Annotated in this window: 25 protein-coding genes and 6 pseudogenes; 12 read left to right on the plus strand and 19 right to left on the minus strand. The window is 38.1% G+C overall.

What is annotated here, in order from left to right; translation table 11 throughout:
- Positions 1 to 11 precede the first annotated feature (11 nt).
- Both F896_RS00965 and F896_RS00960 read left to right on the plus strand, forming a co-directional pair.
- Positions 12 to 476 (plus strand): PaaI family thioesterase, encoded by a 465-nt coding sequence (locus tag F896_RS00965; protein ID WP_000378064.1) that lies wholly within the window; start codon positions 12 to 14, stop codon positions 474 to 476.
- Position 477: 1 nt separating this feature from the next.
- The gene (locus F896_RS00960) at positions 478 to 897 is read left to right on the plus strand and encodes a PaaI family thioesterase (protein ID WP_000029507.1); all 420 of its coding nucleotides are present in this window, start codon (positions 478 to 480) and stop codon (positions 895 to 897) included.
- 91 nt (positions 898 to 988) lie between these two features.
- Here F896_RS00960 and F896_RS20650 read toward each other — a convergent pair.
- Positions 989 to 1,111: pseudogene (locus F896_RS20650) on the minus strand (helix-turn-helix domain-containing protein); the annotation flags it as partial.
- Positions 1,112 to 1,162: 51 nt separating this feature from the next.
- Positions 1,163 to 4,129 (minus strand): Tn3-like element ISAcsp1 family transposase, encoded by a 2,967-nt coding sequence (locus F896_RS00955; RefSeq protein ID WP_004726714.1) that lies wholly within the window; start codon positions 4,127 to 4,129, stop codon positions 1,163 to 1,165.
- 94 nt (positions 4,130 to 4,223) lie between these two features.
- Here F896_RS00955 and F896_RS00950 point away from each other — a divergent pair, with 94 nt between their 5' ends.
- The 8 genes and pseudogenes from F896_RS00950 (at position 4,224) to F896_RS00925 (ending at position 8,918) form a co-directional block, all read left to right on the plus strand.
- Positions 4,224 to 4,832, plus strand: a complete 609-nt coding sequence (locus F896_RS00950) for a recombinase family protein (RefSeq protein WP_004726718.1) — start codon at positions 4,224 to 4,226, stop codon at positions 4,830 to 4,832.
- Positions 4,833 to 5,206: 374 nt separating this feature from the next.
- The gene (locus F896_RS00945) at positions 5,207 to 6,091 is read left to right on the plus strand and encodes a toll/interleukin-1 receptor domain-containing protein (protein WP_016165127.1); all 885 of its coding nucleotides are present in this window, start codon (positions 5,207 to 5,209) and stop codon (positions 6,089 to 6,091) included.
- A 271-nt stretch (positions 6,092 to 6,362) separates the two neighbouring features.
- Positions 6,363 to 6,656: a hypothetical protein gene (locus F896_RS00940; RefSeq protein WP_016165128.1), complete on the plus strand. Its 294-nt coding sequence runs from the start codon at positions 6,363 to 6,365 to the stop codon at positions 6,654 to 6,656.
- 100 nt (positions 6,657 to 6,756) lie between these two features.
- The gene (locus tag F896_RS00935) at positions 6,757 to 7,242 is read left to right on the plus strand and encodes a hypothetical protein (RefSeq protein ID WP_016165129.1); all 486 of its coding nucleotides are present in this window, start codon (positions 6,757 to 6,759) and stop codon (positions 7,240 to 7,242) included.
- A gap of 41 nt (positions 7,243 to 7,283) precedes the next feature.
- A pseudogene (locus F896_RS21495) lies at positions 7,284 to 7,397 on the plus strand (hypothetical protein); the annotation flags it as partial.
- A 66-nt stretch (positions 7,398 to 7,463) separates the two neighbouring features.
- Complete coding sequence (locus F896_RS00930) at positions 7,464 to 8,354, plus strand: hypothetical protein (protein WP_016165130.1); 891 nt, start codon at positions 7,464 to 7,466, stop codon at positions 8,352 to 8,354.
- A 182-nt stretch (positions 8,355 to 8,536) separates the two neighbouring features.
- A pseudogene (locus F896_RS20655) lies at positions 8,537 to 8,671 on the plus strand (DUF4113 domain-containing protein); the annotation flags it as partial.
- A gap of 28 nt (positions 8,672 to 8,699) precedes the next feature.
- On the plus strand, positions 8,700 to 8,918 hold the full coding sequence (locus F896_RS00925) for a hypothetical protein (protein WP_016165131.1): 219 nt from the start codon (positions 8,700 to 8,702) through the stop codon (positions 8,916 to 8,918).
- Positions 8,919 to 9,423: 505 nt separating this feature from the next.
- On the opposite strand, the gene F896_RS21360 is transcribed toward F896_RS00925, so the two are convergent.
- From F896_RS21360 to F896_RS00890, 9 genes and pseudogenes are all read right to left on the minus strand, one after another.
- Positions 9,424 to 9,528 carry a type II toxin-antitoxin system HicB family antitoxin gene (locus F896_RS21360; protein WP_079282112.1) on the minus strand — a complete coding sequence of 35 codons (105 nt, stop codon included), beginning with the start codon at positions 9,526 to 9,528 and terminating at the stop codon, positions 9,424 to 9,426.
- A pseudogene (locus tag F896_RS00920) lies at positions 9,505 to 9,799 on the minus strand (type II toxin-antitoxin system HicB family antitoxin); the annotation flags it as partial. The pseudogene F896_RS00920 and the gene F896_RS21360, both read right to left, overlap by 24 nt.
- Before the next feature lie 2 nt (positions 9,800 to 9,801).
- Positions 9,802 to 9,990, minus strand: a complete 189-nt coding sequence (locus F896_RS0120145; protein WP_032882575.1) for a type II toxin-antitoxin system HicA family toxin — start codon at positions 9,988 to 9,990, stop codon at positions 9,802 to 9,804.
- A gap of 316 nt (positions 9,991 to 10,306) precedes the next feature.
- Positions 10,307 to 10,708, minus strand: a complete 402-nt coding sequence (locus F896_RS00915) for a helix-turn-helix domain-containing protein (RefSeq protein WP_016165132.1) — start codon at positions 10,706 to 10,708, stop codon at positions 10,307 to 10,309.
- A gap of 1 nt (position 10,709) precedes the next feature.
- Positions 10,710 to 11,000 carry a type II toxin-antitoxin system HigB family toxin gene (locus F896_RS00910; RefSeq protein WP_016165133.1) on the minus strand — a complete coding sequence of 97 codons (291 nt, stop codon included), beginning with the start codon at positions 10,998 to 11,000 and terminating at the stop codon, positions 10,710 to 10,712.
- A 217-nt stretch (positions 11,001 to 11,217) separates the two neighbouring features.
- Positions 11,218 to 11,837, minus strand: a pseudogene (locus F896_RS20665) (hypothetical protein); the annotation flags it as partial.
- A 111-nt stretch (positions 11,838 to 11,948) separates the two neighbouring features.
- Positions 11,949 to 15,122: a site-specific integrase gene (locus tag F896_RS00900; RefSeq protein WP_016165136.1), complete on the minus strand. Its 3,174-nt coding sequence runs from the start codon at positions 15,120 to 15,122 to the stop codon at positions 11,949 to 11,951.
- On the minus strand, positions 15,119 to 16,828 hold the full coding sequence (locus F896_RS00895) for a hypothetical protein (RefSeq protein ID WP_016165137.1): 1,710 nt from the start codon (positions 16,826 to 16,828) through the stop codon (positions 15,119 to 15,121). Before F896_RS00895 ends, F896_RS00900 begins: the two co-directional genes overlap by 4 nt.
- A 171-nt stretch (positions 16,829 to 16,999) precedes the next feature.
- Positions 17,000 to 18,165 (minus strand): IS3-like element ISAba21 family transposase gene (locus F896_RS00890; protein ID WP_085940850.1). Its coding sequence is split into 2 segments (ribosomal slippage): positions 17,000 to 17,907 and positions 17,907 to 18,165, totalling 1,167 coding nucleotides; the frame shifts between segments, so codons are not numbered across the junction.
- Positions 18,166 to 18,231: 66 nt separating this feature from the next.
- On the opposite strand from F896_RS00890, the pseudogene F896_RS00880 reads away from it, so the two are divergent.
- Positions 18,232 to 18,504, plus strand: a pseudogene (locus tag F896_RS00880) (tyrosine-type recombinase/integrase); the annotation flags it as partial.
- Here the strand turns inward: F896_RS00880 and F896_RS00875 are convergent.
- Genes F896_RS00875 through F896_RS00865 form a run of 3 tightly spaced genes read right to left on the minus strand, consistent with a single transcriptional unit; the run spans position 18,488 to position 19,346 of the window.
- The gene (locus tag F896_RS00875) at positions 18,488 to 18,760 is read right to left on the minus strand and encodes a pyocin activator PrtN family protein (protein ID WP_005206962.1); all 273 of its coding nucleotides are present in this window, start codon (positions 18,758 to 18,760) and stop codon (positions 18,488 to 18,490) included. The pseudogene F896_RS00880 and the gene F896_RS00875 overlap by 17 nt on opposite strands.
- The gene (locus tag F896_RS00870) at positions 18,757 to 19,035 is read right to left on the minus strand and encodes a helix-turn-helix transcriptional regulator (protein ID WP_005206964.1); all 279 of its coding nucleotides are present in this window, start codon (positions 19,033 to 19,035) and stop codon (positions 18,757 to 18,759) included. The genes F896_RS00875 and F896_RS00870 overlap by 4 nt, the downstream gene beginning before the upstream one ends.
- 20 nt (positions 19,036 to 19,055) lie before the next feature.
- Positions 19,056 to 19,346 (minus strand): pyocin activator PrtN family protein, encoded by a 291-nt coding sequence (locus F896_RS00865; RefSeq protein WP_005206965.1) that lies wholly within the window; start codon positions 19,344 to 19,346, stop codon positions 19,056 to 19,058.
- Between the two features lie 194 nt (positions 19,347 to 19,540).
- On the opposite strand from F896_RS00865, the gene F896_RS00860 reads away from it, so the two are divergent.
- Positions 19,541 to 20,239, plus strand: coding sequence for a hypothetical protein (locus tag F896_RS00860; protein ID WP_016164799.1), 699 nt, complete (start codon positions 19,541 to 19,543; stop codon positions 20,237 to 20,239).
- On the opposite strand, the gene F896_RS00855 is transcribed toward F896_RS00860, so the two are convergent.
- The 5 genes from F896_RS00855 to F896_RS20250 all read right to left on the minus strand — a co-directional run bounded on the left by F896_RS00855 (position 20,190) and on the right by F896_RS20250 (position 23,444).
- Positions 20,190 to 21,355, minus strand: a protein-coding gene (locus F896_RS00855; RefSeq protein ID WP_085940850.1) for an IS3-like element ISAba21 family transposase whose coding sequence is annotated in 2 segments (ribosomal slippage) — positions 20,190 to 21,097 and positions 21,097 to 21,355 — 1,167 coding nt in all. Because the reading frame shifts where the segments join, the coding sequence is not laid out codon by codon here. The genes F896_RS00860 and F896_RS00855 overlap by 50 nt on opposite strands.
- A gap of 63 nt (positions 21,356 to 21,418) precedes the next feature.
- On the minus strand, positions 21,419 to 21,889 hold the full coding sequence (locus F896_RS00845; RefSeq protein WP_016165138.1) for a hypothetical protein: 471 nt from the start codon (positions 21,887 to 21,889) through the stop codon (positions 21,419 to 21,421).
- A 4-nt stretch (positions 21,890 to 21,893) separates the two neighbouring features.
- Positions 21,894 to 22,349, minus strand: a complete 456-nt coding sequence (locus F896_RS00840) for a hypothetical protein (RefSeq protein WP_016165139.1) — start codon at positions 22,347 to 22,349, stop codon at positions 21,894 to 21,896.
- Between the two features lie 550 nt (positions 22,350 to 22,899).
- Entirely contained in the window at positions 22,900 to 23,127 is a 228-nt protein-coding gene (locus F896_RS21500) for a Mu transposase domain-containing protein (RefSeq protein WP_416201946.1), read from the minus strand.
- A gap of 59 nt (positions 23,128 to 23,186) precedes the next feature.
- Entirely contained in the window at positions 23,187 to 23,444 is a 258-nt protein-coding gene (locus F896_RS20250) for a hypothetical protein (protein ID WP_016165140.1), read from the minus strand.
- Positions 23,445 to 24,348: the final 904 nt, after the last annotated feature.

Below are 24,348 nucleotides of genomic sequence, written 5' to 3' on the forward strand. Positions count from 1 at the left end.
GGAGTTCAAAAATGGACAGTAATAACACGGCACACCTGACCATGGCTAAGGCGTTTTTTGGTACTAATCACCCTTTATTCAATATGTTCAATATTAGTGTTGGTGCAGTGAGCGATGGTCATGCCGAGATGACGATGCCCTTCTCTGAGCAACTCTCTGACCGTAAAGGCTCACTGCATCGAGGGGCTTTGGTGACGCTGCTGGATACGACTTGCGGCTTATCTATTTTTTCGTCATTGCGGTCGTTAGAGCCGATTGCCACTATTGATTTGCGTGTCGATTTTTTGCGACGTATTCCCTCTGCGGTAGGTTTAAAGGCGATAGTGGATTGCATTGGTAGAACCGATACGGTGGCCTTTATCACGGGCCGAGCGGTTGCAGAAGACAGTGGTGAGCTACTGGCTACTGTCACTGGTTCTTTCGCAATCGGCACGATGGGACCCTCTTTTGACAGCAATGAAGCGCGAGGCGAGTGATATGAGTATAGTAAATCAGATGAGCGCGGAAACACCCCCACTAAAATTGTGTGACGAGCCTTTTGTCGATTTTCTAGGTTTTCGTGAGGAAATGCAACATGGAGAAATACAGTACTTTATGGACTTTCGTGATTCGCATATCGGCAACCCGATGATTGGCACGTTTCATGGCGGCATTCTCGCGAGTTTTGGTGAAGTGGCCGCCGCCGCCTATCTTGCCCGTCAGCGTGGTGATAATGAGCTGCCCTTATGCTCCACGATGACCTTTGATTACCTGCGGCCAGCATTTATAGGTACGTTACAGGCAGTCCCCAGTATTGTTCGTGCGGGTCGGCGCATTACGACAGTATCGGTTCAGTTACTACTTGATGGCAAGTTGGTTTGTATCGGTCGATTCCTGTTTACGGTTAGCAGCAAATAAAATTGGAGCAAGCTCAGTTCAGGATGCCGACCCTGTTTTACTCAGAAAAATTTTCAATAGATAGACAAATAATATCAAATAGCTGGAACTACTACTGATACCGATACAGCGTTGGCGCAGAAATCCCAAACTCCTTCGCCAATGCTCGCTTGGTTTTGTAGTCGCCAGATTCAAGACGTTGATGCAGCAGAGCCACTTGTTCAGGAGTCAGTGACGGCTTACGGCCCTTGTAGGGGTCGTCTCAGGAAACGGAAAATATAGCACGCTAAGGTTTTTCAATTGCGCGCAATGGCCTAAATTTTCCACCACCTATCTTGGCTTTGCTTCGCCATAGATAATCCCCAGTTAAATTGATGTGCTCCCACCCCAGCGGTGACAGATATTGCAGCAAGGTATCATCGACTGTGCGACCATGCCCTCGTAGGGCGTTAGTCGCTCTCTCTAAATAAACCGTGTTCCACAATACAATGGCGGCGGTCACTAGATTCAAGCCACTGGCTCGATAACGCTGTTGCTCAAAGCTTCGATCTCGAATCTCACCCAATCGATAAAAGAAAACGGCGCGCGCTAATGCATTACGGGCTTCACCTTTATTTAATCCAGCTTGAACCCGACGGCGTAGTTCTACGCTTTGCAACCAATCCAAGATAAACAGTGTGCGCTCAATACGCCCCAGCTCTCGTAATGCCAATGCCAAACCATTCTGTCGTGGATAACTACCGAGTTTACGTAGCATTAGCGACGCTGTGACAGTCCCTTGCTTGATTGATGCGGCCAGACGCAAAATATCGTCCCAATGAGTACGAATCTGTTTGATATTCAGTGTGCCGCCAATCATGGGTTTAAGTGCGGCATAGTCTATGTCTGACTTTGGAATATAGAGTTTCGTATCGCCCAGATCACGAATTCGTGGTGCAAATCGAAACCCTAGCATGTGCATGAGTGCAAAAACATGGTCGGTGAATCCAGCCGTATCGGTGTAGTGTTCCTCGATGCGTAAATCAGACTCGTGATACAGCAGCCCATCAAGAACATAGGTTGAATCACGAACGCCCACATTGATCAGCTTACTGCTAAATGGTGCGTATTGATCAGAAATGTGTGTATAAAATAACCTTCCAGGCTCTGCGCCATATTTTGGATTGATATGTCCTGTACTTTCAGCTCTGCCACCTGCGCGGAAGCGTTGGCCATCTGATGAGGAGGTAGTGCCATCTCCCCAGTTTTCAGCGAAAGGTTGTTTCAATTGAGCATTCACCAATTCGGCCAATGCCGTTGAATAAGTTTCATCACGGATATGCCAAGCCTGTAGCCATGAGAGTTTGGCATAAGTTGTACCAGGACATGATTCGGCCATTTTCGTCAGCCCTAAATTAATTGCATCAGCCAGTATGGTCGTGAGCAATAACGCTTTATCCTTCGCAGTGTCATCCGTTTTCAAATGAGTGAAGTGTCGAGTAAAGCCTGTCCATTCATCGACCTCCATTAATAATTCGGTGATCTTGATATGTGGTAACAGCATTGCTGTTTGGTCAATTAAAGTTTGGGCTGTATCAGGAGCCACGGCATCGAGAGGTGTTATTTTTAGACCAGATTGATTGATCATCGCATCAGGCAAATCGTTGGTCGCTGCCATGCGATTAATGATTGCTAATTTCTGCTCCAATAGTGAAAGGCGACTTTGCAAATATAGATCACAATCAGTAGTAATGGTTAGAGGTAACTCATTGGACTGTTTTAGCTGATTAAATTTATCAGCAGTCACTAAATACTCATCGAAGTCTTTGAATTGGCGAGAGCCTTGTACCCAGAGATCCCCAGCCCGTAGCGAGTTTTTAAGTTCAGATAACACACATATTTCGTAATAGCGGCGATCAATACCATCATCGGTAAAGACTAGTCTTGCCCACCGTTTTTTGATAAACGCTATTGGAGCATTAGAGGGGATTTTTCGTGTATTATCAACATTCATGCTGCGGAGCAACTCTACAGCGGCAAGCATATCTTTTGCTGCTGGGGCAGCACGCAATTTAAGTATGGCAAGAAGTTCTGGCGCGTAACGGCGTAAAGTTGCATAGCTCTCGCCAATTCGTGGTAAAAAATCAAAGTCTTCGGGTTGCGCCAGTTTTTCTGCCTCAGTAATACTTGCTGCAAAAGCATCCCATGAAATAACAGTTTCGATGGCGGCAAACGGATCACTGCCATTTTGCTTGGCATCTAGCAAGGCTTTCCCGATAAGCCCATACAAACGCACTTTGTCGTTGATCGCTTTACCTGATGATTGAAATTGTTGCTGGTGTTTATTTTTTGCGATAGCAAATAGCTTTCCAATAATGCGATCATGCAGGTCAATAATTTCGTCGGTGATCGTGGCCATACTCTCCACAACGATTGCTACCAAAGTGGCATATCGACGTTGAGATTCAAATCTGGCCAAATCAGCAGGAGTCATTTGCCCACCTTCGCGAGCAATTTTCAGTAAGCGATTTTGATGAACGTGTTTTCCAATGTCTTCAGGTAGATCGATGGCTTGTAAGCACTTCAGCCGCTCAATGTGCTCAAGCATGTACTTTGAGTTTGGTTTAGCTGGTGACTGTCTAAGCCACCCCAATATTGTCAGTTTGCTGCCCTCTTTACGGTTCAGCAAAGCATCTATATTTTGACGATGAGTTTCTGAAAGTGAGCTCGTCAAAGCAGTATAAATTATGCGGTTGGCAGATGTGATTGCTTCTGCGCAAATACTATCAATTGCATTTATAGCTGGCAAAAGGACTGATTTTTGTCGTAAATTTTCAACGAGAGTTGTGGCTAAAATAAGACCTTTATCTGTCTGAAGGGACAAATCCACCATCATATTGACCGATTGCCGATAGTCACTCAAGGTGAATAGTTTGAACCCAAAAACTTTTTTCAATTCGGCAATATGTTCTCGTCTTGTTTGCTCGCGCTGACCATAATCATTCCAGCAGTCCACTGATATACTAAGTTGAGCAGCCATCATGAAAAGTAAGGGTTTGAATGGTTCGTCGTTAATACCCAATATCACTCCAGGGTAACGCATGTAGCAAAGTTGAATTGCAAAGCCTAGCTTGTTGGATGCCCCTCGATGTTGATGGACTATGGATTTATCAGAATCACTCAGAGTGTAATGCTGAAGCATAAAAGCTCTATCATCTGGAATTTCGAACAGGCTTCCCAATTCCGTGGACGACAAAATAGAATGGCGCGGCATGGCTCATTAGTCCCAAATAAACTAAACTATTAAAGGTACATTATTTTGTACCGCCACGCTTAGCTTTGCGCTGCAATTTCGCAAGGAGGTTCAATTGGGACAGAATGCGGCCATTTATTGCCGAGTATCAACGAACGATCAGTCCTGCGAACGACAGGAATATGACCTACGTGCCTACGCCAATCGTTGCGGCTACGATGTTGTCGGTGTTTGGAAAGAAACTGCATCAGGCAGTAAGGATGAGAGATTGCAAAGAAAATACTTGATGACCATGGCGCAATCTCGTGAAATCGATGCCATCTTGGTGACGGAATTGACACGCTGGGGCAGAAGCACCGTGGATCTCGTACAGTCATTACAAGATCTTGGGCATTTCGGGGTATCTCTGGTGGCACAAACAGGTTTGCAGTTTGACCTTTCCACATCTCAGGGAAAGCTCATGGCTTCTGTGATGTCTGCATTAGCAGAGTTTGAGGGAGATTTACTACGTGAACGTGTGCGCTCTGGTGTAGCAGCGGCACAAGCGCGGGGCGTTGTGTTTGGTCGTCGTCCTGGTCAACGTACCAAGTCAGATCGTCTGGCACCTAAAGTGTTGGAGTTGGTGTCTGCTGGACACTCTTATCGACAAGTCGGTCGGCTGGTCAATCTAAGCAAAAATACCGTGTTGGATATCGTTAAAAGAAGTCGGAGTGAAAATCCTTAGCGTGCTATATTTTCCGTTTCCTGAGACGACCCCAATAAGCCTTATTCAGTCCATTCTAAAAAAATTTAAGATTACCTTTCTTGATGTTTCCCTTTAGCTAAACTAGTTTATTATCTTCAAGAGAATTCGAATAAACAGCTAATAACACAATTCATTTTCTAACTTATAAGCACTATTAAAATAATTTAATAACAATATTTTGAGTGGAATTATAATAATGTGGTTTTACGTTTTTTTAATTTCATCATTATCTTCTATAGATAAAACTTCAAAGAACGACTGCTTGGGAACAAGCATTAATATTACGATTTCAAAACTTAACCTTGCATTTAAGTAGATCAAACAATAATTTTTATTTTTTTGATCAGATCAAGATGTCAATTCAATCCATATCTTCAACTATTACAAGACTTAATAAAGAATTCGCAGATATCACTCACCGCATGAGCTTAGAACAAAAGAAAATAGCAGATACGAATGCTAAATTAGTCCAAATGCAAAAATCCATAACCAACAATATTAGCCCCTCTTCTCTAAGCTCTAAATTATCTGAAATTAGCCGTAAAGAGCAGGAACTTTCTAGATATCAAATCAAGGTTGCCGAGCTTCAAAAAAAGAAAACAGAAATTCATAACAAGCTGCTTAAAGAAAATCAGAACTTAGCAAAAGCAGAAGAACTTGAAAGAAAAAAATTGGAGGCTCTAGTTAAGAAGCAGCAAAAAGAAGAAATTGAACATCAGAAAAAGTTAAAACGTGAAATCGATGCAATTAAGGTATCAACACGACACATCACTAATGTTACAGCATCTCCTTATCTCGATTCGGTACCAGAAGTCGAAGTTGAATACGATCTATTTATTTCACATGCTTCAGAAGACAAGGAAGATTTTGTCCGACCTCTTGCTGAGACATTGCAACAGCTTGGCATTAAAGTATGGTACGACGAATTCTCCTTAAGAGTGGGAGATAGTCTGCGCAGAAAAATTGATAGTGGACTCAAGAACTCTAGATATGGAACTGTCGTGCTATCAGAAGCATTTATAAAAAAAGATTGGACCCAGTATGAATTAGACGGTCTAGTTGCTAGAGAAATGAATGGGCACAAAATGATATTGCCAATTTGGCACAAAATTTCCAAAACAGATGTCATCAACTACAGTCCTAATCTCGCTGATAAAGTTGCATTGAATACTTCTATCAACACCATCCAAGAAATTGCAGATCAGTTAGCCGATGTCATATTAGAAAGGAAATCTTAAATTTCAGCTCATTTTCTTTTGCTGAATATTAAATATAGAGCAAGTAATAATTGAAACTATTCCTCAACTTACTATCTCTTAGACATTATTTATATAACATTTTGATGTGGTAACAGCATTCGATAATGAAAAATTTGATGTGGTAACAGCAAAATTTTGATATAGCAACAAGAGCAGAGTTTAAAAAATAGACAAAAACAAGGACATCATCATATCATTCGGTCATTATGGGTTTGTTACTTTTAAATATAAAAATTGGGAGTACTTCAGCATGTTTAAACAAAAATATATCATTACTGTAGAAAGCAAATCTCCACCTAGAATATGTCTTGGGGATACTATATACGGCGCTAAAGTCGTCTCGCTTGAAGTAGAACAATATCCGGATCTAGTTGATTTGGCATGGCTCACTAAACGCTTTCCGATGTCCAGGCAAACCCTAGCAGCCAAACTTGAAATTCTAAATTTAGGTGGCTCACGCAAGAAACTCTATGATCCCAATTTTGTTATTTCTTTTCTAAAAATGGATATGAAAAAGAAAACAGGCCGACCAAGAAAAAATTGAACCAATTCACAAATCAAAAACTTCTTGCCAAAATATAGTTGTTAGATAAACATACATAAACTTTATAAAACATTATTAATTGAAAATTTTGAGGGGTCTCATGTCGTATTTAATCAAGCTTTATCCTGATAATTGCTATCTAATTTCTGATGGTGAGGGAGACATGATAACTACCAATTCTCGTCAGGAAGCCATACAAGACGGTTTATTTGATGATTTTGAATCTGCAGATGACACGGCTCAATGTTTCAGCAGTGGTATGACTCGTGGCGTTGATTACATTATTGAAGCTGTATCTCTCGATCCCTATCATGTTGTGCAAATAACTATTCCTGTCGAAAAAGCTCCTCGACTTAAAGATATTCATAAATTCATCAAAAATGACAAAGCACAGGTTTTTTTGACAAATAAGACTACAGCCAATGATGCAATGGATGGTTTTACTCGCTACGGTGTATCGACTGGAACCAATGCAGTGCTTTATAAATCAGATCAATATGACGTTCGTAAAGAAGCTATTTCTCAGTTCTTAAATGAAAGATTTGGGACCCAATGGGAAATAAAACTTCTACCCGTGCAAGTTTAGTTTATGAATCGAGTAATCGTACCTTTTGACCTAATTAGTTAATACCAAACTCTACCGTTCAGGAAGTAGTTCAAATTACTTTTAACGAGCTGGTGTGGGTTAAAGCTAAGATTCTTAACCTAAGTATCAAAGGCGGATATTACTATTTAGAGCTAACACTTTTCACCAAGTTTTTTTGAAATTTCTTATTACTTTATATGAATAGAATTGGAATATTCGATATGAAAAATTTAAATATATTGTGTGCTTTTGGCGCAGTTCTTCCACTTTTTGGCTGTGTTACAGCAAACTCTATTAAGCCAAGCGATGTAAAGCAATACAACTCGCCACAAAGCCTGATCGATGGTAAAAAACTCAATGGAAAAGATGGTATAGGCAAAGAATACCTATTTGAAGACTCCGTACCAGATGCTCTGATCCCGCATGCATATATGAACAACCTATGTGTTGCACAAGGGGGCAAGCTATTCCAGATATCTAAAACGTCATTACGTTATATGACAGGTAAGCATATATCTGCACTTAATTATCCGAATTTGCTTGCGGCAACCGGAACATTTCATTGTGCGTCAAATACGCCGTGGAATGTGTCTATTGAGCCTATTGCATCTCGCATAGGTGGTGTTACTGGAAGCGATCCGTTGAATTTCGTTACACTAAAAACATCAGTAGTCTCAAAGGAGCAAGCAGATAGTGCCTTACGGACTTCATATCAACAAGAACGGGTTATAGAAACCAAAGCAAAGCAGGCCAAGGAAAAGGCAAAGAGTGATCAACTGCGCTTAAAGGCTGAGTATGAAAGAAACCTGATAGTGAACGCACCAAAAGAAAATGATATCGGACAAACAATTTGTAAGAATACCCCGTTAAGCGCTTATACAGGAACACTGGTTTATGGGCAGCCGACTTACAATCAAGTTGAAGGTATTGTGATTGCAAGTTTAGAGGGTTTTTCAAACGATAAACAAAATATAAAAATCAATATTAAAGGTTGGTTAAACAACAGCAATCAAGTTTCTTCGGGCCGTGATGTTCTTTACAAACAAACGCCGTTGGAGTCAGGGCGCGTGATTTGGGACAACAAGCAACAATGGTTTAAGTGCAATTACTAAAATATGAAATGACATATTTTGTATCTACAGACCATCTATACACCACTAAATCAAATTCTAGTGGTGTATTTGTCAGTGGGCATTTAGTTCATTTGGCTATTTTGTTTATGCTGTGTTGCATACTCATCGATGGCAAGCTACTTAATTTCTGTAAAAATCGCTTTATATAATTTGCCTTCCGCCAACTCACAGATGTTATCGAAGTCATCAGTGAACGGTTTGGGAAGAATCTCGTCACGTTAGGCATTGCTAACAATCAAGAAGCCTCATGGCACATGAATCAAAACCTTAGATCACCATCATATTTAACAAAATAGTCTGACTTACCAAGAGTAGGATAAAAACATGCATTTATTTAAATTAACTGACGAACAAATTACTCAACTCCTAATCCCGAAACGCTTTATACCACCCACTCCACCTGAACATGAAGGCAAGAACATGGTTTATGTTTTTGATAGTGAGGATAAGTTTGAGCTGACTTATGATGAACTGGTGGAGATCATTAGCAAAGCAAGAATGACTGGACCGAAGTTGATACCAGTCTTAGGCACCGTGAATTAAATTGTGCAGTGTCCGCACGCCACTTGAAACATTATTTGATTGGAAATGAATTTTGGCTGAGAAAAATTTAGCTCAAATTTAACCTAACAGGCCCACTAAAAAATGGGTAACTGTCAGATCGGGTTTGGACTACAACACTTTAGCTCATCGATTTACCAAAGTGCTAATCTTTACACTATTGTCTAAAATCCAGTGACCAAATTGTGATGCTAAAGCTTTTAAATTCTCCTTATTATGAATCAAAGTTAGCATGATGCTTTTCATAAAGACAGTTTACTTATAACCAGAGAGATTTTTAGACAATTCCCCCTTTTCATTTTGCTTAGGCTATTTCAACCAGAGTTCATCTTCTAGCATGATTTTTAACATTTTGTGGATTTTCTTTCTATCTGCTCTCTCAAAGCTTTCGAGTCATATCCCTTATCAGCGCTAAGAAGATCGGTATTTTTCATAAATTAAGCCAAAAAAACCCGCCATGTAGACGGGTGGTTGCTCTCTTAAGATCTTAATCGTGTAGTGCTAATTCTGCACTTTTTGCCAAAAAGGCAGATCGACTTAAATGCTGTCTTTTTGCAACAGCATCAATATGTTTGACCAAAGACTCTGACATACTGACATTGATACGGACTGATTTTGCTTGTATCAATATCAATCAACAACCAGAACCCATCTTGAAATCGCTCATCACCCAACCATTGTTCAGGGCTTGATGGTTTTGGTAATTTCAAATCCTCACCATCAAAATGAAGCTCTACAGCCTCTTGCGCCATGCGTTGAATATCTTGCATTTCATCTGCTGCACTAAAACACCCTTCAAAGTCAGGAAAAGTTAAGCCGTATGCAGTATCTTCATCTTTATGAACATATACTGGATATAACATATTTACCTCCACTCCCAACCAGCCTGTTTATAAATATTGCATAAAGTGCCAATCGGCATGTCTTTCCTCGGGCGAGGAACTACAACATGATCAGATTTTTCAGGATGCTTGTATTTCTCATGGTCGCTTTTATCTCCCACTTTGTACCAGCCTTCCTGCTCTAGACACTTAATAATGTCTTTGCTATTCATTGTGTAATTATACGCAACACTATATTGAAGTGGCGTTAGAATGTTGCCATATTCGTCAAGAAAGTTTGTCTCAGACAAACTCGGTACGGTTCACTTTATTAAGTGCAAAAAAGCAAAAAACTTTACTGCGTAAAGCTACAATGGGCAGTATTTCAATGATAATTTTATATAGTGTTTTTTTATTTATTACCGTTTTTGTGATTCTTAACGAAGGAATAAAGCGATTATAGGCACATAGACTTTGTAAATTGAAATATCAAGACTAACAAGAAATTCAAATTGATTACTAATAGAGCGCCTCGCAGCGCCCTATCTTTTAGAAAAACGTATCTGCCGATACATTAAACCGCTCAGACAATGCCTTAATATGACGTATATTCAGTTGGCGTTTACCACTTAAAATCTCAGAAATCACAGATTGGGTTGCAACCTCTGCTAAGTCAGACTGACCTAAACCATGTTGCTCCATTAAAAAAGCCAAAGCAGCGCGACCATTCCCTTTAGGCATAGGAAGATGCTCATTTTCATAATCAGAAACCAGATCACCAAGCTGATGAATAAGCCCCATTAAAGGATGAGACTCATCATCACCAACGGTATCTAAAAGTTCATCTAAAGCTTCAACAAGTGTATGAAAGTCTTCTTCATTTTCTGGCTTGCTGAGCAATGGTGCAACGTAGTGCCAGTGGTCTACGGCCTGTTTAATCATCGCGTTCATACTAACCTTCCTTCCAATGACCTTTGTCATATTCTTTATGGGACAAGACATGACGGATATACACACGTTTCGCCTGATACATCACGACTGCAATAAGTCGGATCTTGTTCCCGCCAATATCGAACACATGGAACTTTCCAACTTTATCGACCGCTGGAAAGAGCTGTTTCATCTCAGCAAAATCTTTCGGATCGTTTGCCTTTATGATTCGATACCAACCATCTAATGCCGTTTCAGCCTGTGGCCACTTGTGCATTGCTGCTATAATTCGAGCGTGGGTGATCACATGCATAACATTTTATCGCATTTTGCTATAAATCAAGTATAAACCAATTATCGCATTTTGCAATATTGAGGGGCTAGGATGAATAAAGTGCCAAACGGCGCTTTATTCATTATCAGAATTCACTTAATCTGATGACCTTAAAAATGCCTGTTCATTGATCTGACTTTTCCCCGTCAATGACTTGATTTAAATCATGCTTTTCATCACAAAGGTTTCAGACAATTTAAGCAACCTGTTGATTTATTTTGATCTCTTCCAATGCTTTTACCAATTTAGTTAAGTTCTGCTCTGGATCCAGCCACCAATCAACTGTCCACACTGATAATACCTGCCAGCCTAACCCATTTAATACTGTTGGTCTGAGCTGATCACGGTCTCTTGCTGTAGCTGCTTTTGCATAATTTTCACCATCGACTAGAATACCTACAATATAGCTATCTGCATGCAAGTCATCTTTAATAGCTAGATCTACACAGCTATCGCCCTGACCTATTCCGGGGTCCACGCTCCAACCTTTTTCTTGAAGCTTATTCTGTAAGTACTGTACAAATTCTTTTTTAGTCTGCTGTTTTTTTGATCAACATAATTTAAATGCAACTGACCACTACGAGCAAAAACTAAGAAGTCTTTTAAATCCCTTACACCCTCACTATTGGTGCTTGCCAAATTAATTTCTTCTGGACTTAAGGTCGAGAAAACATGTAATCCTTGACGAGCGCGAGTAATTGCTACATTTAGACGGCGCTGACCACCTTGACGGTTAAGTGCACCAAAATTCATAGATAAGCGGCCATCACGGTCTTTTGCGTAAGTAATTGAGAAAACGATAATATCGCGTTCATTGGCCCGTTGCAGTTCTTTATTCTCACGCTCAAGTTATTTGATACGTAGCTGATCTGAAAGGAGTTGTACTTTAACTGGATTCTGTTGATTCAAATACTTCTGAAATTATTTTCAAATCCACAGGTTTTCTTGCTTAATTGTATGTAATAACAATATAAAAACTATACAAAGAGTTACATTACCAAATGCTGAATTGATAAAACTTAATTTAATTTCACGACTTTTTCGTGTCATATCAGGTGGATAATTATCCAGTTTTAATTCCGTATGATCAGGCAAAATGCATTTCAATCCTAATACAAGACTTTCAACAGACCAATTGATTCTTGGTCTATTTTGTTTATCGAAACAGTATTGAAAATGAATGAAATTTTTTCTAACTTTGCCATGTTCTTTAAGAGTTTTTAGCGCAATCATAATCTGCTTTTGAACATTCTTCTGCATTGATGGAATATCTAAACATTTTTTCACATCAAAACCTTTCTTCAAAGCATATTCATATAGCGTAATCAATTCACCATCATCAAGGAAATCACTTTCTTGAAACTTTTTCACGGCCATCCATTTTGTTGCCAGCTTTTTACTACGGGTAACCCAAATGTGATCCTCGTACGATTTATACTTTATATAATCATGTATCACTGTAGAGACAAATAAATTTTTACTTTCTGTAGGCCGAGATAGTTTGACTGAATCAACTTTATTTACTGCTTGTGAGGCATGATAAAAATCAAACTGCCTGTCTTTTTGAATCACGTGATTGAGATCAATAATATCTTCTTTCGATCCTTTTATATCACCTTGTAGAATCTGTTTGATCGCAGTCTCATGGCTTGTACATGGCAGGTGATAGATTCGATCGACCACCAACAAATCAAGTATGTGTAGATAATGTGATGCTGTTTGCTCTATGGTGCCGTGCCCCATCCAATCGGCAAGTAACCGCCACTTATGTTGTATAACAGCCTCATTTTGAATTGCAGTATCTCCAAACAAATGCTTACGCATCTTCTTACACTGGCTCCACCCATAGTCTGTATAGGTCATGACCATTTCTTTTGAGCCTAGCCAAGCTATTGCTAGATGATTCGCTGCACTATGTCTAAAATTATGGAATGTATAGCCGTGACCTTCTCCTAGTATCTTGTCAAAAATCATCTGGGTCATTTCGCTAATATAAGTTGCACTTAAAATTTCGCTATCATTAGCAAAAATCAATTTTTCCGTATGATTTGTTTTAACAGGATTATGCATAATACATTGCTTTATATGCTGCTGAACCAATGCTAACTCAGCATCTAGCATAACGGCATTCAAATCGAGCTGACGCTTTGCATTTTGACTTTTTAGTTTTCGGTAAACATTATTACGTAAGTTAATGTGAATGTTAACAATTTTTCCTTGTGTATCATGATTCCATATCAGCTCAGGACAAATGACCTCAGCGAGGGTTAGGCCACGAATTTCATTCAAACGCATTCCTAATCGAAATGCGAGTAAATACATGAGCTGTAGTTGATATAAATACTCTCGCTCTTTAGACGTCTCACTTTGTTCAATCTTTAAGGTGAGCACCTGCTTGAGCTGATTAAATAGTTTCGGACTAATCAATTTTGCATCACAAAATTGCACCCGTTGATAATCATTATACTTAAACGTACTAACTTTAGGCACTTGATATTGCTTCATACAAAATGTATGAAATGCTTTTAGTCGGCCAAATGCATACTGTGCTCGCCCATGATTAGCCTTTGGATCAGATTCTCGTTTCGCTTGGTCACGATCATCAATGCTATTTAGAATTGCTTCGTATAGTTCCTCACAATCTTCTTGATTCATAGTTTCTATATCATCCGTAAACATATAGATATGAAATAAATAATCTTTGGCGATGCTACTTAAATAGCGTTCGATACTATTTAACTTCTTGTTTTGAGCTTTAAGATGAAAGATCCAAGCCAGTAGCCTGAGCTGCGCTTCGATGATATTTTTTTCATATATACCGCTTACTAATTTCTTTTGTTCTAGACGTTGCTGAATCTGTTTCCATCGCATCCATTTAATTCGCTCACTTTTACGTTGTCTCTTGTGACTCTCATTTTTTTCCGTTTGATCTCGTTCAAATAACATCAACTCAAAAGGGATTTCTTTGAGTTGCTGATGTGCTGTAATCAAGTCTGGCTTGACGAATTCAGTATGTAGAGGAATTATCCTTTGCTTATCATCGGGCAAGGTTTGATCTTGATCTATGAACAAATCAAACCAAGACCGCACCTGATCCATAGGAGTTAAAGACACTGTCTTTAAGCGATTTTGCATTACCTCACTTAAACACATGTCTAAGCCTGAATTTGGGTCTAACTCAATAGCTAAATTCAAATTCTCGAAAGGCGTAAGTGAGCGGATCTCTTCTAACTTTGCATCACTACGGCGTAAGAGTTTCTTCAATCCAGTCATTTGATAATTGAGATCAAGCTCTTTCGGCAATCGACCTAATACTGTTGAAATAGACTCAAGTACAAGTCGAGGGGTCTGTGTATACAAAGCCTGAGCAGTTCGTTTTTTTATCCCTTGTATATACAATTGTGAATAGGGGTTCAACCAAATATGGCGCCACTGATAGACCTGTCTATTATCAATCTGATTACCATAAGCACGTTGCTGTACTCGGTAGTGCAGCACTAGTGGGTTAATAATTTTTTTGTAATCTGCATGGTATAGCTTAGAACAGACCTGTAGTTCACCCTCAATGATTGCATTAATTAAAGTATTTCCTATAGCCGTTAAATGACTTAAATCACTACAACCTGAACAATACATCAAACTTAGATAAAAACTACCCCATATCCAATCCACTGTGATTTCTTCATGGCACGGATCATTCCAATATTCTTTTAATGCTATGGCGATATGAAAATGCTGCTGCCCAAGTCGAAGGTGTGCTTCAGTACTTCGAATTTGTCGTGGGATTGGATCAAAGAATGTGGTCTTTGGCCATACTTTTATAGGATAAGCCAGTGGTGTTTCTGATAAGTAATCCTGACGCAGGGATAAAAAATACTGTTCACAATCCTGAATATAGGGCTTTTGAGCATCTTTACTGGTTAGTTTTTTCTGCTCTAAAAAACATATTAATTCATCATAAAACTCATACCAGAGAGCATTCAACTTGTAATCTAATAATTCAGAATTATCACTTAACTTTTTAATCTGATTCCTCATCTCAGAAAAGACAGAATCAACCTGTTCTCTAATCTTCGCTATCAGCAGATCATTTTTTTTCATGATAAACCCTCATTCTGAGTAGTCAGGCTGATTGAGAGATGCTCAATATGCAACTGCTTAATCATGCGATCAATACTCTGGGTAAACTGATTTATATACTGCGGTAAGGATGCAGATGAATAGCGGTAAAAGAGCTCCTGATTGCGTTGATCATGCCCATAAATGGCTTGTATTACATTAAATGCAACACTCTGCTCCATTAGTATGTTCATATCAAAATGACGTAACCAATTGTTATACAAGCTGCTGAGCTGATGCTTCTCCATATAATCATTAACCCAACTACGTTTGAGGGCAAAAATTTTAATCTTTTTACTGGCCCATTCCTGAGCTGAACTAGGTAAGTCATTGGGATAGAAGATGACTTGCCCAAAAAGATCTTGCAGAGTAATCCTTTTACCAAACACATATTTGAGTAAATCTGCATACTGTTGTATCACCGTATTTAAAAATTGGATATAACGTTTAACGGCTTGGATGAAAAATTGAGGCAACGGTATATATCGACCGTCTTTACGAGATCGACTGTTTTTCTTATCATTAACGTACAGCAATTTCATCCTTAAATCGTAATCACTATAATTTCCTAATAAATTCTCACGAGGACGGAGAGTCAGACACAATAAACTGATATGCCACATCCAAACGCTATAAGCATTTATTCGCTCGATCAGATGCTGATGAAGCTGTACCTTGTCAGAACAAGTTGCATGTAAGCGTGTAAAGAATTGAGAGACATAGTTTTGGTTTAACGCCAATTGACTGCCAAAACGCAGTGATAAATTCTGCTTATTTTCTTCAAATTGATTTTTTACAATTTGAATTTCTTGCTTAGTCTCTTTAATGTCGAGTGTATCTAAATAGATTAAATAATTCTGATTCAATTCAGTTGTCGGAACACCATTGTAATAACTACTTGGTAACTCATGATCACTGTCCTTGCCAGAAAGCACATGAGCAATATATTCATTGAAAGTACGATGGAAAATATAGAAATACAGCTGAGCTTGTAGTTTCTCTACAGTAATCGAGCCGATCCCTTGGTTCACTGTCCATTCTTTTATTTTTTTATTAATATCATTCACCATAAGCACGTGTTGAGACTCATGAAGCACAATGTATTCGAACCAACTACTTGATAAATGCAGATCATGTGTCACAGTCTGATTTAGCTGATGATGCTTTAAAATATCAACTTTCTGTTCTGTAATATCTAAATGTAATCTAAGAATATACTCTGGTTTTTTATGACTTTTACTTTTTATCAAAACACCTTCATCAATCAATTGCTGAAATTGAAGTAAATGCATCGGTGATAAGCCTGTCGCAAGACTCAATAAACACGCGGCTGCTATTGCGGCATCATTGGGATGAGCATTGTAAAGCTCGCTTTTTAGTAAATATATCAGATGTTGAATAACATCCTTACTCATAAAATGAGTGTTGGTCACAAACGGCTGTAGACGTCTCTGACGATGCCTCATCAAATGTTCACTCTGCGGATTAAGTACAGCGTTAAATCTAGCAGTAGACCTATCTGTCGTATGTACAGAAATTCCTTCATCTATATATTCTACGTCCCCCTCTTCATCATAAAGGACCTCTTGGCACGTCCTAATGTATCCTGGATAACTTTTGATGAGCTGTCTTTGCTCTTGCTTTCTTTGGAAGATTTTTAATTTCTTTTTTGTTGGCCAATCATTCATTTTTATTTTTTTACGACGTTGCCGTTGAACAATTTTCCTTTGTACTAGCCTTTTAAATATAATTTTCAAATCATGTAAGTAATTACGAATTTTGGTCTGATTGAACACCTGATTATTAGAATAATTATCTGATATGTGCTGAATTAGCAGGAGACTTTCACTTGGGATATGCTAGGCAGCTAACCGATAAAAGTTCTCTGCTATTTGATTTGGCGTTTTAAAATCCAAACTCTTTTGAATTCTTCGCTGATTATAAAATAACACAATGTATTTTGTAATATCTGCTTTAGCTTCATCTCTGGTTTTATAGTTGCAATGATGCACTAATTCATTCTTGAGTATGCCCCAGAAACTTTCAATCGGTGCATTATCGTAACAGTCCCCACGTTTGCTCATTGAACCTTGAAAATCACATTTTTCCAGTATCTTTCGATATTCATGGCTGCAATATTGGCTGCCTCTGTCCGAATGAACAATTAAGCCTTTCGTTGGTTTTTGATTACGAATCGCCATAGTCAGTGCATTGCAAACAAGTTGTGCGGTCATACGCTCATTTAAGCTATAGCCAACCACTTGTTTCGTGTACAGGTCTTTTACTGCTGCCAAGTATAACCAACCTTCAGCAGTCCAAATGTATGTAATATCGCTTGACCATGCAAGATTGGGCTTAGTCATTGAAAACTGTTGCTCTAGTAAATTTGCGTAGATCGCTCGATTATGATCACTCTTCGTAGTTCTTTTGAAACGCTTATGACGCTTACAATACAGCTGGTTGAGCTTTTTTATTTGACGTACAGCATACGTACTGATTTTGATACCTTGCGCTTGTAAATGCTTAGTTAATCGAATATAGCCATAGCTTTGTTTAGTTTCCTCATGAGCTATTTTGACCAAAATTGTCTGTTGATTTCGCTGAACCAATCTTTTATTCATGCCTCGTTTTAGCCAATCATAAAATCGTGACACTGAAACGTGAAGTAATCTAGCCATAAAGCTAATCGGGAATAAATGTCTTTGCTGTTTCATATAGGCGTACCTTACTGACTTTCTTTCGCAAAGTACGCTGCTGCCTTTTTTAGAAATTCACGTTCCATTTCAGCTGTTTTGAGCTGTTGTTTGAGCTTTTTATTTTCTTCGAGTAAGGCATTTAGATCAGGTGAATATTGTTTAGTGCCTGCTAAGGTGCCAGTCTTTGCTTTATTATTCCAATTTGAAAGAGTTTGCATTGAAATGCCAAGTTGTCTGGCTGTTTCCGATACATTGCCTTGATTGGCTTCAATCAATTTTATTGCTTCAACTTTAAATTCTGCGGTGTAAGTCTTCTGTTTCTTGCTCATGGTAAACTCCTGATGAGTGTCTATAGTTTACCAAGTTAAAACCTCCTGTTTTCTCAGCACACATCACACAATGAAAATTTACTCTTACCTCTGAATGCCAAGAGTTTGGGGAAAGAGTTTAGAGAGGCTTGCAAAATGCTAGGGATTGAAGATCTGCGCTTTCATGATTTAAGACATGAAGGATGTACTAGACTTGCAGAACAAAGCTTTACGATTCCTGAAATTCAAAAAGTAAGTTTGCATGATTCTTGGAGTAGCCTCCAACGATATGTTTCGGTAAAGGCTAGAAGAAATGTAATGCAGTTTGAGGAGGTGCTACGCCTCATTGATGAAACGTAGCAAAATCTTTTGAGGCTTCAGAGTATTGTTTATCTAAAAAGTTGGCTAGGTCCTTAACGTGCACTAGAAATGGGGCACGTTTACTTTTATCCAGTTTAAATACTGAAAAAGGAAACTCACAGTTATTTGCCTTTCTCAATGCTTCGGCTTTACTTAAATGTGGATAATAGTCTTTGACGATTATCATAAGCTCAACTGTTATGGAGCGATATTTTATAAACAAGTATTCGTTCATACTCATCTGGAATGTGCTCATTTAAAATTAACCTCCACCTTTTTACTTCTTGCCCTAAGCCAAATACTGATTTGACTTTCTGCCCAAGTTGGTATGCTAGATGTTAAATAGGTGGGTTTAGGAAAATCTCCACTACGAACCATTTTCCAAAAAGTGGATTCTGCTATATTCAACAAGCCTTTGCTAGCAGGCCTGTATGAAAGTCTGCGTCTATGTCCACTACGATCCACATAGTCCTTTGCTTGACGTTCAGTATAGTTCACTAAGTCCTTTACACGATAGCGAGCTTCTAACATTTAATTTCTCCTACCATTTTTCAACTTACTGACTGGATCGCTTTTTGTACTTTGTTTTGAAAGATCGAGTACTGGGTACGGTAAATATGATCAATCGCTTCAGCAAGCTCCTGTAGATTTACAAAAAATGCCCCTTTCTGACTTTCATCAATTCGGTAACATGTAAATGGAAATCGTTTTTCACGGGCCCTTGCTAACATGTTCTCCTTGCTTAGATTCGGATAATATTCCTTTACAACATCTTCAAGTTTTATGTGTACTGATCGGTATTTTAAAAATAGGTAATCGCGGGTTGTTAAATCTATAACCATGATTCATTTCCTTTCATGTCCTATGGACAAGAGTGTTTAAAGTTGTGTAGGTGTGTGATCACGTTTCTTATTATTCACTTTAGGGTTGGTGTAAATAAGGAATCAACAGCCGTAAAAATAACTTTTTGAAAATATAAAAATGTACAATCTGCACGGGTAGGTATGATTAATGGTTTAAATCGAACAAAGTCGCTATGAAAGTATTTGATAAAAGCTCAATGGATGAATTGGAAGCTGAGATATTGAACCAATATCTTAATATTGTCTGGTTGGAAGATTATTTGAATAATGGTTTGAAGCATGTTGAGCTTGTCATTAATTTTGATATGGAGGGTAGACCTGAGCCAAAAACAATTGAAGACTGGAGAGGGGCGCCTATTATTGGGATTGAAGTAAAAATAAAAAGAAAGCAAAATCTTGGTTCACAACACTTCAAGCAACAATTGTATTTTACAGTGGAGGAATATAATTCTATCTATAGGGAGATGGAGGAGAGCTGTAACGATCCTAAATATGACTTCTTAGATCTAAAATTTGGATATTCGATTCGTGAATTGATTTGCCTGCTGGATCAAATAACAGCATTGAGAGGAGAGTTGTGTAATCTGAATGATAAAGAAGGGTCTAAGGCTTACAAAGAGATACTTCATCAATATATTGGTATAGACACACTTACTTATGGAATTAAGAATCCATCCTTAAGACAACGGATTGCTAAAGGCAGAAGCACTCAAGGTGAGTATCAGAAAGCAGTAAAGGAAAAGAAGAAAATTTTTTTTGATTTATTGGTGAAACAGGTACTGATATGTGCTGAATTAGCAGGAGACTTTCACTTGGGATATGCTAGGCAGCTAACCGATAAAAGTTCTCTGCTATTTGATTTGGCGTTTTAAAATCCAAACTCTTTTGAATTCTTCGCTGATTATAAAATAACACAATGTATTTTGTAATATCTGCTTTAGCTTCATCTCTGGTTTTATAGTTGCAATGATGCACTAATTCATTCTTGAGTATGCCCCAGAAACTTTCAATCGGTGCATTATCGTAACAGTCCCCACGTTTGCTCATTGAACCTTGAAAATCACATTTTTCCAGTATCTTTCGATATTCATGGCTGCAATATTGGCTGCCTCTGTCCGAATGAACAATTAAGCCTTTCGTTGGTTTTTGATTACGAATCGCCATAGTCAGTGCATTGCAAACAAGTTGTGCGGTCATACGCTCATTTAAGCTATAGCCAACCACTTGTTTCGTGTACAGGTCTTTTACTGCTGCCAAGTATAACCAACCTTCAGCAGTCCAAATGTATGTAATATCGCTTGACCATGCAAGATTGGGCTTAGTCATTGAAAACTGTTGCTCTAGTAAATTTGCGTAGATCGCTCGATTATGATCACTCTTCGTAGTTCTTTTGAAACGCTTATGACGCTTACAATACAGCTGGTTGAGCTTTTTTATTTGACGTACAGCATACGTACTGATTTTGATACCTTGCGCTTGTAAATGCTTAGTTAATCGAATATAGCCATAGCTTTGTTTAGTTTCCTCATGAGCTATTTTGACCAAAATTGTCTGTTGATTTCGCTGAACCAATCTTTTATTCATGCCTCGTTTTAGCCAATCATAAAATCGTGACACTGAAACGTGAAGTAATCTAGCCATAAAGCTAATCGGGAATAAATGTCTTTGCTGTTTCATATAGGCGTACCTTACTGACTTTCTTTCGCAAAGTACGCTGCTGCCTTTTTTAGAAATTCACGTTCCATTTCAGCTGTTTTGAGCTGTTGTTTGAGCTTTTTATTTTCTTCGAGTAAGGCATTTAGATCAGGTGAATATTGTTTAGTGCCTGCTAAGGTGCCAGTCTTTGCTTTATTATTCCAATTTGAAAGAGTTTGCATTGAAATGCCAAGTTGTCTGGCTGTTTCCGATACATTGCCTTGATTGGCTTCAATCAATTTTATTGCTTCAACTTTAAATTCTGCGGTGTAAGTCTTCTGTTTCTTGCTCATGGTAAACTCCTGATGAGTGTCTATAGTTTACCAAGTTAAAACCTCCTGTTTTCTCAGCACACATCAATCCCAGTCACTAAACGTAACTAGTCCATCCTTCAGTTTTAGCATATATTGTATAAAGCACTGTAATAGTCTCTGGCTTTCATCCTTTAAATCCAGTTCAGCTTCAATGTTTTGGATCAGAGGTTTAGCGATAAACCGTAGTAAATCAAAAACCTCTTTTTGCTTTGCTTGAGAATCCGCTAATTCGGCAATTTTTTCATAGAGTGCATAAATGAAATAACTCGATCTAAAAACAAGATACGACACATTATCATTTTTAAATTCTAGATCTACTCCAAAATATGTTAATGCAGCAACGTCATATTTTTCGCCAAGTTTACGATCTCTAATAATTGATTTAAAAATTTGTCGAGCACGGTGTCTTAAGTGCTGAAAGGCTTTCAAATCTTCGTGATCTAAATCATCAAATTCTTTAGCAACAAACCTTGTCTTGCACTGATGATATTGATCTAAAAATTGCTGTTCCATTAACTCACTCAACTTCTTTGTTCATTAGTGGTGCTGTATCATTCACGGAGGATTTATTGTTATAACAATGGATTATTTTTTTCTTTATTTCTTCATTACGCAGATCAAAAAAAAGAATCAAGAATTGCGCAGTGAATTCTCTCCGAGTATTAAAAATTTCTGATGTCATTTTTGAGTCGATATATTTTTCCACATTACAAATCAATTGCAGTTGTGGAACATAGTTAACATTCGCTCGGACTGACCTATCGCTTTTAAGAAGCTCTAAAATTTGACACCAGAGTTTTACATAAATTTTTTTGAAATCATTCTGCTTAGCCTTGTTGTTGCCTGGTCTTATTTTTTCTAATTGTTTAAGCCTAGTCTTCACATTGGCCAACTCTTTCGCTTGAGTTGAGAACGGCAGAACAAACTGATAAAGAAAAACCTTCATATTTTTTACCATTTGTTCAAAATTCATTATTTAATAAGATCAAAATTAATTACTAAATATTTATACCATTTTTCTATTATTTATTTATAAAATGAACTATTTTTTCATATATTTTTGTTTTATAGTTACATTTAAAAAAAATATTCTTCCATTTTACTATGATTTTTGGTTATTACATGCCATTTCAATGGAATGCATCTGTAAATCACATAAGTTATTTTTGACTAAAACTGTTCAACATGTTCAGCCTCCTAACAAGCTATCATAACGATTAATATTGGCTTGAGGCTCATGACGTAGTTGCAATCAATTCTGTTCTGACAGATCCAGATTGGCTGGTGATGTCGAAGAAATTAAATGCCGCAATTCATTCATTACGATGGATGAAATGCACCATACTATAGGGTCAGTTCACAAGTAACCTGTAGTGCTCTTACCCACACTCCTTAACTGCAAGCAACAATATGACAAACGCATAATCTTCATTAGGATATTTCAGTATTTTGTCTCGGACTTTGAGTATGGCAGGCGGAAATTCCTAAAATGGGACACCATGACGGACTGCGCTAGGTTTCTGTCAAAGCTTACATGCTAGATGATCACGTCCAAACGGACGGGGATAATCAACGCTGACCTGATGCTTATAAATCATTTTAATATGGTCGGCATAGGCATGGACGAGCACAATTTTTCTGGCGTACTGGGCTGGTACACTGTAACGGTTGAGGTCACAGTGAATCAGATGGCGGTTGCTTACGCGTAAGACATGCAGAATATAACCATCAAATGGCTGCTGGATGGCAATGAGATGGCATTTTCCATGTCATAAACATCCATTATCCGATATTGTTTCATGATCGAGTACTATCTTTTGGCAAGCTTCTGATATCGCAACTCCAGCCAATGATTGAACTCATGCTGATCATTAAATTTCAGACATGGGATGAATAACCATTCACGAATATTGCCGAACTGATTTTCGAATTGACCTTCTTCCCAGCCTGACGTGGGTGTACATGCAACAAGATCAAATAGGTAATGTACGCCAAGTGCCATAAAACACCAGTTAAATTGCCGTTCCTTGCCTGTCATAATGATATCTACAACGGTCTTGATTGCCATAGACCATTCGTTTTGGTATGCCACCTAAGAAGTGAAAAACGCATTGATGTGTGTCCATGACCATTTCCTGTATTTCTATAGAAAAAGCTACAACAAAGCATTTACAGCTATGGGCTAAACGAAAATGTGCAATTTTGACTTGATGCATGTCACCTGAAAGTTCTACCGTTTCATAACTCCAGAAAAACTAGCACATATCTCCAGGCAACAGCATGGGAACAAAAGTTAGTTTGGATTTAGGACGTAAAACGGACTTATTTCAAATTCCAACATAACGCTGCACTGAATCATAAGTACCTTGGTGGCCTTCGGTCTGCAAGCATTCAAATAAACATCATGCTGTACATCGTTGTTGTTTTGGTCGATAACTGTCCCGAATGATCCAGTACCTAGGATGACGTTATATTCACCAAGCTTAGGTTGGAGTTGAGAGTGGCAGAATAAATTGATAAAAAACACCTTGATATTTTTTACCAATTGTTCAAAACTCATGATTTAATCAGTTCAAAATTACACAGCAAATACTTATATAATTTTTCCTATTTTTTATTTAAAAAATTATTTATTTTAATATATATTATTGTTTTACAATAATATTTAAATAATCATTCTTCCAATTTTTTTTGATTTAGTGTTATTACCCCCCTAAATCCATGTTTGGCATCTTCTATTACACAAATAATTTAGAAGTATCCACGATTTAAATTGCTTGTCCTCCCCCCCTCTCACGCCCAAAAAATTTATACTGAAAGGCAGATTAAGCCCGCACGAGTTACATATTCACCGCATGCTATATTGAAAGCATTAAGAAAATATCCTCAATATTTATAGGATTTTTAAAATATGAACTACTTTTCGAAGAACCCTTCTAAGTCATGTGGCCTAAAAGGAAAAATGAAAATAC

Origin of the sequence: Acinetobacter genomosp. 15BJ (genome assembly GCF_000400715.1) — a bacterium.
GTDB lineage: Bacteria > Pseudomonadota > Gammaproteobacteria > Pseudomonadales > Moraxellaceae > Acinetobacter.